Genomic DNA, 15,029 nt, shown 5'->3' on the forward strand with positions numbered 1-15,029 from the left:
AAAGGCAAGGAGTCTGATTTCAATGGAACAAGCCATTATCGTACTGATTTGTATATTAATTTTGATTATTTTAGTTCCCGCCGCATTGTTTCTTTGGATATACATAAGAGACGAAAAGCAGGAAGAGCATTCAGTGCTGCGCAATTATCCTGTAACGGGAAAGCTGCGTTATATATTTGAAAAAATCGGACCTGAGCTGCGGCAGTATTTATTCAGCAATGATAATGAAGAACAGCCGTTTTCCCGGAGAGAATATGAACAGACAGTCCTGTCGGGAAAGTATAAAAGCAGAATGATGGGCTTCGGATCAGAACGGGATTTCGATAAGCCGGGCTATTATATCCGTAACGCCCTCTTCCCGAAACAAAGGGAGGAACTGCGCACGGATCAGACGCCGAAGATCGAGACGATGGTATACAAAATTGACAAGGACAATCTGCTGAAGCGCAGCGAGCACCGTGAAAAAGCGAAAGCAGACCCTTATTACCTGCATCCGGACGATGTGCAAATAATCGGACGTGACACATGCAAAAAGCCGTTTTATGTAAAAGGATTAATCGGACAATCAGCGATGAGCTACGGCTCACTTGGCGACCGGGCAATTACCGCCCTGTCAAAAGGGCTGCACCAAGCCGGAGGCACATGGATGAATACAGGCGAAGGCGGCCTGTCAGAGTATCACCTGAAAGGCGGCGCGGATATTATTTGCCAAATCGGCCCGGGGCTGTTCGGCGTCCGCACCGAAGAAGGAGAATTCTCATGGGAAGAATTTAAGAAAAAAAGCCGTCTCAAGCAGATTAAAGCCTTTGAATTAAAGCTTGCCCAAGGGGCGAAAGCAAGAGGCGGGCATATTGACGGCTCAAAGGTGACCGAAGAAATTGCCGCCATCAGGAATGTGCAGCCCGGACAATCCATTGACAGTCCCAACCGCTTCAACGAATTTTCAAATGTTCCGGACATGCTTGATTTCATTGAGAAATTAAGGACTGTCGGTGAAAAACCGGTCGGCATTAAAATTGTCCCCGGCAGCCGCAAAGACCTTGAAGACCTTATTTCCTGCATGAGTTCATCAGGCAAGCATCCCGACTTTATTACGATTGACGGCAGTGAAGGGGGAACCGGGGCTTCTTTCCATGAGCTGGCGGATTCCGTCGGCCTGCCGATTCTGACCGGCCTCCCCCTTGTTGACGGCCTTTTGAAGACATACGGTATAAGAAATAAGTTGAAAATTTTCGCATCCGGAAAGCTGCTCACTCCGGATAAGATTGCCGTCGCCCTCGCGTTAGGCGCGGATTTTGTCAATATTGCCCGGGGAATGATGTTTTCAGTCGGCTGTATCCGCGCTCAAGTATGCCACACCAACCATTGTCCTGTCGGTGTAGCGACAACCGATCCGAAGCTTCAGCGCGCGCTCAGTATCGAAGACAAACAGCACCGCGTCTGCAACTACGTGCTTTCCCTGCGTGAAGGGCTGTTTCACCTTGCCGCAGCAGCCGGCATCAGCTCGCCGATTCATTTCTCAGCTGAACACATCGTATACCGGGAGGAAGACGGAAGCCTGAGGGAACTTCCCAGCCTTATGGATCAGCACGCATAAAAAAAACCGCCTGCCGTCACCGGCAGGTCGGTTTTTTACGTTGCTGAGGAGGATTCTCCTTTGTTTACACGGTCAAGCGCCATTTCATAGGCGTCATTTCCATAATTTAAGCAGCGCTTCACTCGGGAAATCGTCGCTGTGGAAGCACCCGTTTCGCTTTCAATTTTGTGATACGTATTTCCTTCGCGGAGCATTCTTGCCACTTCCAAACGCTGCGCCAGCGATTGAATTTCATTAATCGTACAAAGATCGTCAAAGAAACGATAGCATTCCTCCAGATCTTTCAGCGATAAAATAGATAAAAATAACTGGTCCAGTTCTTTTCCGCGTAATTTATCGATTTGCATCGTCAAACACCTTCTCCTTTACTAATGGAAGCTGCATCGAGATCAGGAACGATATTAATCCATGTCTTTCCCGGCACAAACGGAAGAATCTCACCGCCTTTAACGGGCAGAATACGGCCGTCTTTGTATTCCCAGTCTGACTCAATAACATCGCCGTGCTGAATCAGGAGGCCTTTCCCTCCTGATTGAATATCGATGGCCCGCCTTCCATCTTTGTCTGTCATGCGATGGCCGGCTTCAACAATAAAAATGTTGCGCATGGCTAAAGGCTTTCCGGTCTCCCGGTCTGTCGCTTTCACACCATCAGAGCTTCTTGTATAAGTATCAGCTTTTTTATCATAATCGTATTCGACAAGATTTGTAACGTTTTGTGTTCCATAATCTATCTGAATATTGTAGGTTTCGTTTCCAGGTTTTGCTTCTGATGTCTGAAATGGAAGCGGTTTTGTTTTTCCGTTCAGCTTGTATCCTTTTTGTTCCGCCGCCTTTCTGATATTGTCATAAGACGTGTAGGAATTGTGGGGCGGCTTGCTGAAATCGGCCCGCCAAAACAGGCTTCCGTCAAAATCCAAACCGTTTATATAATCGTAAGCACCGGACTCCAGCTGCTTTTTAGCGCCGGGACTCCAGCCATGATGGATAAATATGCTGTTAAACCCGCTGCTGAGGGTGACAAAGTATTCCCTCGCGCTCCGCACAGGCCCGACCGTTTCCGGCATCTCACTCTGAAAAATCGCGAGAAACCGCGTAATCCTGCCTTCCGCAAGCGCTTCGATGACAATATCCGCCTTTGACAGCCCGGATTGGGGCCTTGCCTTCGGATGATTGTTCACTATCACTGCAATCGGACGGCGTTCTGCAAGTTTCCGGTCAGTTTTTAACCCCGTTAAAGGAGCTTCCGCCTCTTTCGGCTTCACCTGATCGGCATCATTCTGCCGGCAGGCGGCAAGCAGCAAAAACGCAAAACAAAGCATACAAACGGTTTTCCATCTTTTCATATGTCGGCTCCCTGCTTTTATATTTTAACGCATTATCGATGGAAAGAGTACAGTTTTTTTCATCACGTCGAATATTCCTCTCGGCGTAATGCGAATATAAGGCAGGTGTGTGCTCTGCAAAAAGAGCAGCGTATAGATCGGATCGCAGAATCGGTAGCCCCGCTCCTCCAGCAAAGTCCTCAGCTTATGCTCTTTTTCAAGGACGTCTTCAAAACTCTCCGCAGATGCAGAACCGTTTAAGGCAAGGGGAATTTCATGAAGAATCTTCCCGTTTTCGGCAAGCACGATTCCGCCGCCGATTTCTTTCATCCGTGAGAAAGCAAGCAGGATATCTTCCTTATTTTTTCCCGCTGCGATAATATCTCCGGTTGTCGTGTAAGAACTGACAAAGCCCTGCACCCGCTCGGCAAAACCTTTCAGCATTGTATTGACCCGCCATTTTCCATGCTTATCGAGAAGCGTGAGGTAACTTTCATCATGATCAAAAGAAAGCTGGTCAACAGAATTATCAATCGCAATCATATACGGCTCCATAATGACCGCGTTGCGCATTTTCACACCCATCGGCATTGAAAACTGTAAATCATCCATCGTCATATCATATGAAAGCTCAAGAGGGACAAGACCGCCTCTTTTCCAATCCGTTTTTGTAAACGCCTTCATATTTCGGCCGTCTTCCCTCAGCAGGATGCCTTTGGAGATCACCGTGACCGGGTCCGGATCAATCGGGTCGTCGAGAATATTCAATGAGGCAAGCCGTCCCGGACCGACCACCCCGAGAAAGTCATCCATCTGATAATACTTCGCGATATTAAAAGACGCCATATTGTAGGCGTCAATCGCCGGAACCCCTTCTTCCAAAGCGATTTTGATCAATTCATTCGTCATGCCGCCTTTATAAAAATGCGGCGCCGCCCCATCCGTCGTGTAAAAGAAATGATCATAATGCCGGAAGCCTTTTTGATGGAGATCCTGCAATATCGTTCTCAAATCAGGGCGGATGGATGAATGCCTGAGTGAGACATAGTAGCCCAATTCAAGCCGTCTCATCACCTCGTCACCATTCATGGCCTCGTGGTCGGAATCAGCTCCAAACAGTTTCATCTTCGTCAATGTTTTCTCAGAAGCGCCGGGAAAATGCCCTTCGATCCGCTTGCGCAGTTTTTTCGTCGCCTGCATGCAATGAAGCATTAAGTCATCGCCGTCCATCAGACGCGGCCACCCGGTCAATTCTCCGCCTTGAATGACATCCGGGTGCTCAATCCATTGTTTGCGGACATCAAAAGAAAGCAGCTGATCCTCATTCAGCACTTCAGTCTGCAGGTCGTATCTGGACCACCAGAAATATTGCACCGGCTGTTTTTTCAGTTCCTCTAATATAGTAAGCGCTTTCTTTTTACCGCTGTTCAAAAGAAAAAACAAGTTATCATTAACAAACGTCGTTGTTCCGAATTGAGACACATATTCGGCGAGCGTTTGGGGATTATATATTTGAAAAGGATGTGTATGCGGTTCAATGTAACCTGGCACAATGTATTTTCCTTCACAATTTATGGTATGAATGTGCTCTGCTGCATCAGGAAGCTCATCACCAACATATACGATTCGGTCTCCGTAAATCCAGATATTCTTATTCAGCCATTGTTTTAAAAAAGGATTTAAAACGAGAGCGTTCCGTAAAAGCAGCGTTGGAAGCAGCTTTGAGTCTACAACATCCGCCTGTGATCTGATGTCTTTATTTTTCCAGTTAAAGGTACGTTCGGACATTCACATACTCTCCTTCGCTTATATTAGACCCATCGTATCACATCCGCACAATTATCGCACGGCTGAAACGTTACAAATTATTGAAGATGAACGAAAAAACTTTTTCTAAGGGAGCTGAAATGATGAAACCGAATATCAGTTTATTGAACGCCGTTATGCGCATCACTTGCGGCCTCACCATTTTGTCTGCTGCGTCAGCGAAATATACGAGGAAACCTTGGTGCAAGATGCATCTCTTCTGTATGATGATGGGCGCGATGAAAGCGGCGTCCGGCATCCTCCGCTTCTGTCCGGTGACATATATGTTCCAAGCCGGAATGAATCAGGATGACAGCCATCAGCAAGAAAAATAACAAGCCGCAACGGCTTGTTATTCCGAGAAGAATCATCTCTCACAGTAAATCAACAACCTTAGTCGTCCTTTCAGAAGAAAACCCGCGTCTTATATGACGCGGGTTTCCCTCTTTATCGCTGCGAAGCTTTCAGCGCACGGGCGCCGATGTCGCTTCTGTAAAACAGTCCGGGTTTTGTCAGCCCTGAAACGGCGCTGTACACTTTATCCCTCGCCGCTTCAAATGTTTCAGCAAATGCTGTGACATTGGCGACCCGGCCGCCGTTTGTGACAAATTGGCCGCCGGCTTTTTTCGTTCCGGCATGAAAAACGGCGATCCCGTCTTCAGCGGCCGTCAAACTGCCGATCGGTGTGCCTTTCGCATAGCTTTCAGGATAGCCCTCAGAAGCCAGCACAACGCTGACGGCGGCCGTATCCTTCCATCTTAGGTCAACATCTTTCTCATGCAGCAGATCCAAAAGCACCTGAATAAGGTCTGATTCCATTCTCGGCACGACGACCTGCGTTTCCGGATCTCCGAAGCGCGCATTGAATTCAATGACTTTTGATCCGTTTTCCGTTAGAATCAGCCCCGCGTACAGCACGCCCGTGAAGGAGCGCCCCTCTTTCACCATTGCTTTTGCCGCCGGCTTCACAATCGTTTCGACAGCGCTTTTGACGATATCATCGGAAATGTGCGGCACCGGTGAATAGGCGCCCATTCCGCCCGTGTTCGGCCCTTTGTCTCCGTCGAAGGCGCGCTTATGGTCTTGGGCGATCACCATCGGATAGACGGTCTCCCCCTTCACAAACGCCATTAAGGAAAATTCTTCGCCGGCGAGGAACTCTTCAATGACAACAGATGCGCTCGCCTCGCCGAATTTCTCATCCTCAAGAAAATCGTGCAGGCATTCGATCGCTTCTTCTTCCGTCATCGCGACCGTTACACCTTTTCCGGCCGCAAGCCCGTCGGCTTTAATGACAATCGGCGCGCCTTTTTGCCGCACATAAGCTTTCGCCTCTTCAAATGAAGTAAATGTCTCATACTCCGCCGTCGGAATGCTGTATTTTTTCATTAAATCCTTGGCAAACTGTTTGCTTCCCTCAATGATTGCCGCTTTTTCGGACGGTCCGAAAACAAGCAGTCCTGCTTTTTCAAACTCATCCGCTATCCCTTCGATCAGAGGAACTTCGGGGCCGATAATCGTCAGGCCGACATGATGTTCTTTCGCAAAGGCGATGAGTGCGGCATGATCGCTTTCTTCGATGCTGACCAGCGTTGCGCAATCCGCCATACCGTCATTTGCGGGCGCGGCGTACACCGTGTCAACAAGCGGGCTTTGCGCTGCTTTCCAAGCCAGTGTATGCTCTCTGCCGCCTTTACCGATAATCAATACATTCACGCTTCGTTCCTCCCCTTAATGTTTGAAATGTCTGATGCCGGTGAATACCATGGCGATGCCGTATTCATCCGCTTTTTTAATTGAATCTTCGTCGCGAACCGATCCGCCGGGCTGGATAATTGCCGTGACGCCCGCTTTTGCGGCTTCTTCGACTGTATCCGGCATCGGGAAAAACGCGTCTGAACCGAGCACGCTGCCTTTTGCTTTTTCTCCGGCCTGCTCAATGGCGATTTTGGCTGAACCGACGCGATTCATCTGTCCTGCGCCCACACCGACCGTCATATGGTCTTTTGCAAGAACGATTGCGTTGGATTTCACGTGTTTAACGACTTTCCAGGCAAGCTTCAGATCTTCCCACTCCTGCTCGTTCGGCTCTCTTTTTGTCGGAATGCTGATGTCGGCGTCATCAAATCCATGGACGTCTAAATCTTGAATCAAAAGACCACCCTGTACAGAAGTCAGCTGTTTTTCTTTCTTTCCTGAGGCGTTCACATCAAGCGTGAGCAGACGAAGATTTTTCTTCGCCGTCAGCACGTTCAGCGCTTCTTCACTGAAAGAAGGGGCGATAACGATTTCTAAAAAGATGCCGTGAAGAGCTTCAGCCGTTGCCTGATCAACTTCACGGTTCAGCGCGATGATGCCGCCGAAAATGGACGTTTTATCAGCTTCATACGCTTTATTGAATGCTTCCTCAATTGAAGCTCCCGTACCGACTCCGCACGGGTTCATATGTTTAACGGCAACAGCCGCGGGTTCTGCAAACTCCCGGACGATTTGAACGGCCGCATCCGCGTCCTTAATATTATTGTAAGAAAGCTCTTTGCCGTGAAGCTGTTTTGCCGCCGCGATGGAGCCGGAGACAGGCAGTGCGCTTTGATAGAAAACAGCCTCTTGGTGAGGGTTTTCGCCGTAGCGGAGCGATTGTTTTTTTTCAAATGTAACGGTGAATTGCTCAGGGTCTTTCTCACCGGCCTCGCGTGTTAAGTAATCAGCGATTAATGCGTCGTATGCCGCGGTGTGGCGGAATACTTTTGCCGCAAGCTCGCGTTTTCTTTTAAGCGAAACGCCGCCGTGTTCTTTAATCTCATTGAGCACTGAGCTGTAATCGGCCGGATCTGTGATGACCGTCACATCCTGATGGTTTTTCGATGCGGCGCGCAGCATGCCGGGGCCTCCGATATCAATGTTTTCTATCGCTTCATCATATGTTACGTCTTCTTTTGAAATCGTTTCTTTAAACGGATAAAGGTTGACGACCACAAGATCAATGGGGGCAATGCCGTGCTCATTGATCTGCGCCATATGCTCTTCATTGTCTCTTACGGCAAGCAGTCCGCCGTGAATATTAGGATGGAGCGTTTTTAACCGTCCGTCCATGATTTCAGGAAATCCGGTCACTTCCGAAATGCCGATGACATCCACACCGTTTTCCTGGAGAAGTTTTTTTGTTCCTCCGGTCGAAATGACTTCGACGCCGAGCTCTGTCAGTTCCTTTACGAAAGGTACGAGATTTGTTTTATCAGAAACACTGATTAGTGCGCGTTTGATTGTCATGCCTTTTCACCTCTGTTATTTAGTCCCAGCAGCTGTTTCACAACGCTCGGATACCATTTGTGCTCAAGCTCGTGTATCGTATGTTCTATATCTTCAAGCGTATCGTTTTCCTGTATCTCGAATGCTTTTTGCGCGATAATTGGTCCGGTGTCCATGCCTTCGTCGACGTAATGAACGGTAATGCCCGCCACTTTCACACCGGCCCGATACGCCTGTCCGACAGCGTCAATTCCCGGAAATGCCGGAAGAAGCGAGGGATGTATATTAACAATGCGGCCTCCGTAAGCTTCAAGGAGCGTATTTCCGATCAGTCTCATATAGCCGGCGAGAACGATTAGTTCCGCCCCGTGCAGACGAAGCTGTTCAATAATGGCCCGTTCAAAGGCGGCCTTGTTTGCAAAAGCTGACGGCTCAAAGGCGAATGACGGGATATGTAAAGCCTCCGCCCTTTCCGCAGCCTTTGCCTGGGGCTTATCCGTCACGAGAAGGGAGAGCTCCGCGTCCCACTTCTCTTCTCTCATACGTTTGGCAATGGCCTCAAAGTTCGATCCGTTTCCTGAAGCAAATACCGCAAATTTCTTCATGAAAGAGCCGCACCGCCGAAAGAAATGCCTTCGCCGCGTTTGACCCGTCCGATCAAATAAGCCTTTTCGCCTTGAGCTTCAAGCGTTTCGATAACGTCTGTCAGGTCCTCTTCTTTAACGGCAAGGACAAAACCGATGCCCATGTTAAAGACATTGAACATGTCTTCTTCTTTCAGCTTGCCGTGCTCCTGTAAAAACGGAAAAATCGGCGGGATCGGCCATGATCCGTGATCAATTTCCGCGCTCAATCCGTCCGGCAGCATCCGCGGGATGTTCTCGATGAATCCTCCGCCTGTCACATGCGCCATGCCGTCCACCTTACCGCTTTTCACCGCCTCAAGCACCGGTTTCACATATATTCTCGTCGGTTCCAGCAATTCTTCTCCGAGAGGCCGCGCAAACGGTTCATAGACAGTATCCAAATCAAGTCCGCCATCATCAAGAAGCACTTTTCTCACAAGGGAAAACCCGTTGCTGTGAAGGCCGCTTGAAGTAAGTCCGATTAAGAGATGCCCTTCTTCGATATGTTCACCGGTGACGATTTCGTCTTTTTCCGCAACACCGACTGAAAATCCGGCAATATCGTATTCATCAGCTGTATACAGCCCCGGCATTTCCGCCGTCTCACCGCCGATAAGCGCTGATCCTGACTGCTCACAGCCGTCTGCCACACCTTGAACGATCTGCTCAATTTTCACCGGATCGGCCTTGCCGACTGCCAAATAATCAAGGAAAAACAGCGGCTCCGCTCCCTGGGCGAGCACATCGTTTACACACATCGCGACCGCATCGACGCCGATCGTGTCATGCTTATCCATTGAAAATGCGAGTTTCAGCTTGGTGCCGACACCGTCTGTTCCTGAAATTAAAACGGGCTTTTGATACGGGAGCTCTGACAGATCAAACATTCCGCCAAAACCGCCCAAGCTTCCCATAACGCCGAGCCTTTTCGTGCGCTCCACGTGTTTTTTCATTCGTTTGACGGCTTCATATCCGGCTTCGATGTCGACTCCGGCATTTTTATAAGCATCAGACATCCCTATCACTCCTTGTCAATTCGTTTCTCCTTAAAGGCAGAAAGAGAAAGGCAGCCTGAACTCGCGCTGCCTTTATATCATTTTCAAACTTTATTTTGTCAGCACCGCTTCTTTTACGTGAGGAAGCACTGTATCCTGATAAATTTCCGTCGGATATTTGCCCGTAAAACAAGCGAGGCATTGTCCGCAATTGGTGTCTTCAAATTTTCGGCCGACTCCTTTTAACAATCCGTCTACACTTAAGAAAGACAGCGTGTCGGCACCGATGATCTGGCGGATTTCTTCCACGGAATGGGCGGAAGCGATCAGTTCCTCATGGGTTGATGTGTCAATGCCGTAGAAGCACGGATGGGCGATCGGCGGTGAACTGATCTTGACGTGCACCTCTGTTGCTCCCGCTTCTCTGAGCATTGTAACAATCCGGCGGCTTGTCGTTCCGCGCACGATGGAATCATCAACCATGACGACCCGTTTTCCTTCAACAACACCGCGTACGGCCGACAGCTTCATTCTCACGCCTTGCTCACGGAGAGCCTGTGACGGCTGGATAAACGTTCTGCCGACATAACGGTTTTTAATGAGACCGAGTTCGTACGGAATGCCCGTTGCCTCGGCATAGCCGATGGCGGCAGAAATACTGGAATCAGGCACGCCTGTGACGACATCCGCTTCAACTGCGGACTCCTGGGCAAGCATTTTCCCGAGATTCTTCCGGGCGCTGTGCACGTTAATGCCGTCGATATTGCTGTCAGGTCTTGAGAAATAAATGTACTCCATGCTGCAGATGGAACGATTGATATTCATGGAGAAACGCTCTGATTTCATGCCTTCATCATTGATGATCAGCATTTCGCCCGGCTCTACCTCGCGAAGGTATGCCGCGCCGACCACATCGAATGCGCATGTTTCTGATGCCACGACGTAAGCGTCGCCGAGCATGCCGAGCGAGAGCGGTCTGAGTCCGTTCGGATCAAGCGCTACAATCATCTCTGTTTCTGTCATGATTAAAAAGGCGTAAGCGCCTTTCAGCATGGACAGCGAATTTTTGATCTGATCCTTCAGCGAAAAGTGGCCGCTGCGTTTAATCAGATGAGCCAGCACTTCCGTATCGGAGGAAGTCTGAAAGATGCTCCCTTGGTTTTCAAGCTGCTGCTTCAATTGTGTAGCGTTGACCAAGTTGCCGTTATGGGCGAGCGCGAGGCTGCCGTTGTTTTGCGAATGGAACAGGAGCGGCTGGACATTTTCATATCCGCCTCCGCCGGCCGTCGCATAGCGGACGTGGCCGATCGCGCCTTTTCCCTTCACTTTGCTCAGTTCGCCGTTTTGAAAAACCTCGGTAATAAGCCCCTGCCCTTTATGCGCCGTCAGTTTTTCGCCGTCGGTCGCCACGATGCCGGCGCCTTCCTGTCCTCTGTGCTGCAGACTGTGCAGGCCGTAATACGTAATCTGCGGAGCCTCTTCATGACCCCAGATGCCAAACACACCGCATTCTTCATTCAGGCCTTTGATTTCAGCAAGCATGGAATAGCTCCTTTCCACGCGCGCTCAAGTTCTTTCGTTTGCGCGTGAACCAATTGTTGTCCTTCTTGGCTTCGGATCGTCAGCTGTCCGTCTCCTGTCACTTCACCGATATGAACGGCATCTGCCGCAGCCGCTTCAAACGCCGCCTTGTTTTCTTTCTTCACGGAAACGACAAAGCGGGATTGAGACTCAGAGAATAATAACGCCGCTTCCCCTTCTACAGTCACGTTCGCGCCAAGGTGTTCCGTCGTCATGACGATTTCCGCAATCGCCACGCCCAAGCCGCCTTCTGACACGTCATGGGCGGATTGGATCAGACCTTGTTTAATGGCGTTAAGAAGTGATGTTTGGCGGGCTTTTTCAACGTCCAGATCAATTTCAGGCGCTCGGCCATAGATTTTTCCTTCGGTCATTTTCTGAAGTTCACTGCCTGCATACTCAGGCTTCGTTTCACCGATGACGTAAATCAAGTCTCCGGCCGCTTTGACATGCTGTGTCGTAATATGAGCCGTATCTTCAATTAAGCCGACCATGCCGATAACAGGCGTCGGATAGATAGCCGTTCCGTTCGATTCATTATAAAGTGATACGTTACCGCCAATAACCGGTGTGCTGAGCACATTGCACGCCTCGCTGATGCCATCGGCTGCTTTTTCGATTTGCCAGAAGATTTCCGGTTTCTCCGGATTTCCGAAGTTAAGGTTGTCTGTGACCGCAAGCGGTTCTGCACCTGAGCAAATGATGTTGCGCGCTGCTTCGGCAACAGCGATTTTTCCGCCTTCTTCCGGATCAAGATATAAATAGCGGGCGTTGCAATCCGTCGTCATCGCCAGCGCTTTTTTTGTGCCGCGGATTCTGAGCACTCCCGCATCAGATCCCGGAGCGACCACCGTGTTTGTACGCACCATGTAGTCATATTGATCGTACACCCACTCTTTGCTGGCGATTGTCGGCTGCTGCAGCAGGGCAAAAAGCGTCTCTGTCGCATCTTTCACTTCAGGCGCGGGAACTTCCGTTTCCTGAAACTCTCGGTAGTACGCGGGTTCCGCTGACGGCTTGTGGTACACAGGCGCTTCTTCCGCCAGCGCGTCGACCGGAAGTTCGCAAACAACCTCTCCGTTATGGCGGAGGCGGAGCATTTTATCATCCGTAACATGACCCACGGAAACCGCTTCTAGATCATATTTATTAAAAATATCGACAATTTCCTGTTCACGCCCGCGTTCAATGACGAGAAGCATGCGTTCCTGAGACTCGGAAAGCATCATTTCGTAAGCGGTCATACCTGTTTCCCGCTGCGGAATGAGGTCAAGGTTCATTTCAATGCCGGAGCCGGCTTTGCTTGCCATTTCCGCACTTGAACTGGTCAGACCGGCCGCCCCCATATCCTGAATGCCGACTAACGCGTCGCACTGAATGACTTCAAGGCAGGCTTCCAAGAGAAGTTTTTCCATGAAAGGATCGCCGACCTGCACCGCGGATCGTTTTTCCTCAGACGAATCAGACATTTCTTCTGATGCGAAAGTAGCGCCGTGGATGCCGTCGCGCCCCGTCTTAGCGCCCACGTACATGACCGTGTTGCCGACACCTTTCGCCTGGCCTTTTTTAATATCCTTATGATCGATTAAGCCGACGCACATTGCATTGACAAGCGGATTGCCCTCATAGCTTGCGTCAAACTGCACTTCTCCGCCGACGGTCGGAATGCCGATACAGTTTCCGTATCCCGCGATTCCCGCCACTACTTCTTCAAACAAGTACTTCACTCGAGGTGAAGTGAGTTCACCAAATCGAAGAGAGTTTAATACAGCTATCGGACGGGCGCCCATTGAGAAAACATCACGGATGATGCCGCCCACTCCCGTCGCAGCACCTTGGTATGGCTCAAGCGCTGACGGGTGGTTATGCGATTCAATTTTGAACACGACCGCCTTATTGTCACCGATGTCAACGATTCCCGCGCCTTCTCCGGGACCCTGCAGCACGCGTTCGCCGCTAGTCGGGAATTTGCGTAAAACCGGTTTTGAGTTTTTATAGCTGCAGTGCTCTGACCACATCACGGAAAAAATCCCGATTTCCGTATAGTTCGGCAATCTTCCGATAATCGATTCAATCAGTGCAAACTCGTCATCACTGACACCCATTTGCTGATAGAGTTTCTCTTCTTTTATTTGTTCTTTACTTGGTTCAAGCAGTAGCGACATGAGTTTCCCTCCAATTTTTCACAATAGACTGGAACAATGCAAGACCGTCTGCGCTGCCGAGCAGTTCATCGACCGCACGCTCCGGGTGAGGCATCATGCCTAATACGTTGCCTTTCTCATTCACGACGCCGGCAATGCCGCTTACGCTTCCGTTAATATCGCTTCCGTATGTGAAGGCGATTTGATTGTTTTCTTTTAAACTTTCAAGCGTTTCGTCATCACAGTAGAAATTGCCTTCGCCGTGGGCAACCGGAATCGTAATCGATTGTCCCTCTTTATAAGAAGATGTGAACATTGTTTCGCCGTTCTGCACGATTAATTCAACCGGGCGGCAGATGAATTTTAAATCTTTGTTGCGTCTCATGGCGCCGGGCAGAAGTCCGAGCTCCTGCAAAATCTGAAATCCGTTGCAGACGCCGAGAACCGGTTTGCCTTCAGCAGCCGCTTTTTTCACCGCCGGCATGATGTTTGCGAATCTGGCGATGGCGCCGCATCTCAGGTAATCGCCGTAAGAGAAGCCGCCGGGGATGAGCACGCCGTCAAATCCGTCAAGGCTTGTTTCCTCGTGCCAGACATACTCGACTTCTTCGCCGAGTTCGTCCTTCACGGCGTGGAACATATCAATATCACAGTTGGAGCCGGGTAACACAATCACCGCAAATTTCACTGTGCGACAACCTCCTCAACTTCATATCGGTAGTCTTCAATGACTGTATTGGCTAGGAGCTTCTCACACATTTCTTTCACGAGCGCGTCAAGATCACGGTCAGATTTTTCGATCGTCAGCTCCATGTATTTTCCGATTCGCACGTCCTGCACTTCATTATAGGTCATGCTGTGCAATGCATGCTGCACCGCGCTTCCTTGAGGATCGAGCACACTTTCTTTTAAGCTGACATAAACTTTCACTTTATACATGATGAAATGCCTCCCAGTCTTTTGAAAATCTCTTCATATCCGTCGGTTAAGCTTCCCAGGTTCTGTCTGAACAAATCTTTATCAAGCTTTTCGTTCGTGTCTTTATCCCACAGACGGCACGTGTCAGGAGAAATTTCATCTGCTAAAAGCACCCGTCCCTCTGCGTCTAAGCCGAATTCCAGCTTAAAATCTATTAATCTGACACCGCAGTCTTCAAAAATATGCTGAAGTTCTGGATTCACTTGTTTTGTAATCGATTTGATCGTTTTGACCTGCTCAGGAACCGCCGCTTTCAAGAGCCAGATATGATCTTCGGTAATGAGCGGATCACCGAGTGCGTCGTCTTTATAGTAAAATTCGATAATCGGCTGCGGAAGCTCAGTTCCTTCCGGGATGCCGAGGCGTTTCGACATGCTTCCGGCGGCAAAGTTTCTGACCACGACTTCAATCGGAATGATGCTTACCTTTTTGATAAGCTGCTCTGATTCTGAAAGGCGCTCTACAAAGTGATTGTCAATTCCTTTAGCATGCAGATGTTTGAAAATCAGGCTTGAAATTTCATTGTTCAGACGGCCCTTTCCGCTGATCTCCGCTTTTTTCTCACCATTAAAGGCTGTTGCGGAATCCTTGTAGACCACGCGGAGAATCTGTTCGTCTTCTGTTTGATAAATTCGTTTCGCTTTTCCTTCATAAAGAAGATTATTGTTCATAATATTCACGGAAGGCCTCCTAACCCGAATGTTGGGAATATTCAATCTATAGCGGCTG

Annotated in this window: 14 protein-coding genes; 2 read left to right on the forward strand and 12 right to left on the reverse strand. The window is 49.4% G+C overall.

What is annotated here, in order from left to right:
• The first annotated feature begins 22 nt into the window (after positions 1–22).
• The gene (locus tag AUL54_RS07290) at positions 23–1,597 is read left to right on the forward strand and encodes an FMN-binding glutamate synthase family protein (protein ID WP_060963392.1); all 1,575 of its coding nucleotides are present in this window, start codon (positions 23–25) and stop codon (positions 1,595–1,597) included.
• A 35-nt stretch (positions 1,598–1,632) separates the two neighbouring features.
• Here AUL54_RS07290 and AUL54_RS07295 read toward each other — a convergent pair whose 3' ends face one another.
• Genes AUL54_RS07295 through AUL54_RS07305 form a run of 3 tightly spaced genes read right to left on the reverse strand, consistent with a single transcriptional unit; the run spans position 1,633 to position 4,709 of the window.
• Positions 1,633–1,944, reverse strand: coding sequence for a YerC/YecD family TrpR-related protein (locus tag AUL54_RS07295; protein ID WP_003155745.1), 312 nt, complete (start codon positions 1,942–1,944; stop codon positions 1,633–1,635).
• A gap of 2 nt (positions 1,945–1,946) precedes the next feature.
• Positions 1,947–2,942 (reverse strand): DUF3048 domain-containing protein, encoded by a 996-nt coding sequence (locus AUL54_RS07300; protein WP_060963393.1) that lies wholly within the window; start codon positions 2,940–2,942, stop codon positions 1,947–1,949.
• A 24-nt stretch (positions 2,943–2,966) separates the two neighbouring features.
• Positions 2,967–4,709 (reverse strand): adenine deaminase, encoded by a 1,743-nt coding sequence (locus AUL54_RS07305; RefSeq protein WP_060963394.1) that lies wholly within the window; start codon positions 4,707–4,709, stop codon positions 2,967–2,969.
• A gap of 122 nt (positions 4,710–4,831) precedes the next feature.
• Between AUL54_RS07305 and AUL54_RS07310 the strand changes: the two genes are divergently transcribed.
• Positions 4,832–5,062 (forward strand): YgaP family membrane protein, encoded by a 231-nt coding sequence (locus AUL54_RS07310; protein WP_003155749.1) that lies wholly within the window; start codon positions 4,832–4,834, stop codon positions 5,060–5,062.
• A gap of 112 nt (positions 5,063–5,174) precedes the next feature.
• On the opposite strand, the gene purD is transcribed toward AUL54_RS07310, so the two are convergent.
• The 9 genes from purD to purC all read right to left on the reverse strand — a co-directional run bounded on the left by purD (position 5,175) and on the right by purC (position 14,980).
• Complete coding sequence (gene purD, locus AUL54_RS07315) at positions 5,175–6,443, reverse strand: phosphoribosylamine--glycine ligase (RefSeq protein WP_060963395.1); 1,269 nt, start codon at positions 6,441–6,443, stop codon at positions 5,175–5,177.
• Positions 6,444–6,458: 15 nt separating this feature from the next.
• Positions 6,459–7,997, reverse strand: a complete 1,539-nt coding sequence (gene purH, locus AUL54_RS07320; RefSeq protein WP_060963396.1) for a bifunctional phosphoribosylaminoimidazolecarboxamide formyltransferase/IMP cyclohydrolase — start codon at positions 7,995–7,997, stop codon at positions 6,459–6,461.
• Positions 7,994–8,581, reverse strand: coding sequence for a phosphoribosylglycinamide formyltransferase (gene purN / locus AUL54_RS07325; protein WP_049628026.1), 588 nt, complete (start codon positions 8,579–8,581; stop codon positions 7,994–7,996). Before purN ends, purH begins: the two co-directional genes overlap by 4 nt.
• Positions 8,578–9,618, reverse strand: coding sequence for a phosphoribosylformylglycinamidine cyclo-ligase (gene purM / locus AUL54_RS07330; RefSeq protein ID WP_047476378.1), 1,041 nt, complete (start codon positions 9,616–9,618; stop codon positions 8,578–8,580). Before purM ends, purN begins: the two co-directional genes overlap by 4 nt.
• Positions 9,619–9,708: 90 nt before the next feature.
• Positions 9,709–11,139, reverse strand: a complete 1,431-nt coding sequence (purF, locus tag AUL54_RS07335) for an amidophosphoribosyltransferase (RefSeq protein WP_060963397.1) — start codon at positions 11,137–11,139, stop codon at positions 9,709–9,711.
• Positions 11,115–13,343 carry a phosphoribosylformylglycinamidine synthase subunit PurL gene (gene purL, locus AUL54_RS07340; RefSeq protein ID WP_060963398.1) on the reverse strand — a complete coding sequence of 743 codons (2,229 nt, stop codon included), beginning with the start codon at positions 13,341–13,343 and terminating at the stop codon, positions 11,115–11,117. Before purL ends, purF begins: the two co-directional genes overlap by 25 nt.
• Complete coding sequence (gene purQ, locus AUL54_RS07345) at positions 13,327–14,010, reverse strand: phosphoribosylformylglycinamidine synthase subunit PurQ (RefSeq protein WP_060963399.1); 684 nt, start codon at positions 14,008–14,010, stop codon at positions 13,327–13,329. Before purQ ends, purL begins: the two co-directional genes overlap by 17 nt.
• A complete protein-coding gene (gene purS, locus AUL54_RS07350) occupies positions 14,007–14,261 on the reverse strand; it encodes a phosphoribosylformylglycinamidine synthase subunit PurS (protein WP_003155758.1) in 255 nt (84 codons plus the stop codon). Before purS ends, purQ begins: the two co-directional genes overlap by 4 nt.
• Entirely contained in the window at positions 14,249–14,980 is a 732-nt protein-coding gene (gene purC, locus AUL54_RS07355; RefSeq protein ID WP_060963400.1) for a phosphoribosylaminoimidazolesuccinocarboxamide synthase, read from the reverse strand. The genes purS and purC overlap by 13 nt, the downstream gene beginning before the upstream one ends.
• Positions 14,981–15,029 lie beyond the last annotated feature (49 nt).

The organism is Bacillus sp. SDLI1 (assembly GCF_001553895.1).
Lineage (GTDB): Bacteria > Bacillota > Bacilli > Bacillales > Bacillaceae > Bacillus > Bacillus siamensis.